This window comes from Endozoicomonas atrinae, assembly GCF_001647025.1.
Classification (GTDB): domain Bacteria; phylum Pseudomonadota; class Gammaproteobacteria; order Pseudomonadales; family Endozoicomonadaceae; genus Endozoicomonas; species Endozoicomonas atrinae.
In genome coordinates this window covers 1-250 of sequence record NZ_LUKQ02000912.1, presented here as the reverse complement: position 1 = coordinate 250, position 250 = coordinate 1, and the positions used below count along the sequence as shown (strand labels likewise).

The following is a 250-nucleotide window of genomic DNA, read 5'->3' as shown; positions in this document are numbered from 1 at the left end:
ATCGTGAAAGTTTTCAGGAAAATCGGGAGTTTTAGGCATGACATTAACGGGATGAACAACAGGCTATTTAAAGTATAAAGGCAATCGCAGAATTCGTGACATATTTTGAAAATGAAATTGGTATAACAAGGGCATCAAAAAAGTCTTTGCCAGTAAACGCCCGGAGGCCGGTGTAAGGCTCTGCGCCCATGGCATCATCGACCAGCCTGCGAGCCTTGGTAGACTGCAAACGCACATCAGTGGTGGCACT

General features: G+C 45.6%; 1 protein-coding gene. It reads right to left on the bottom strand.

The features are described 5' to 3' along the window. Nucleotides 1–67 precede the first annotated feature (67 nt). The coding region (locus tag AK963_RS34680; RefSeq protein ID WP_202969999.1) for a hypothetical protein at nucleotides 68–250 on the bottom strand (183 nt) is incomplete at its 5' end.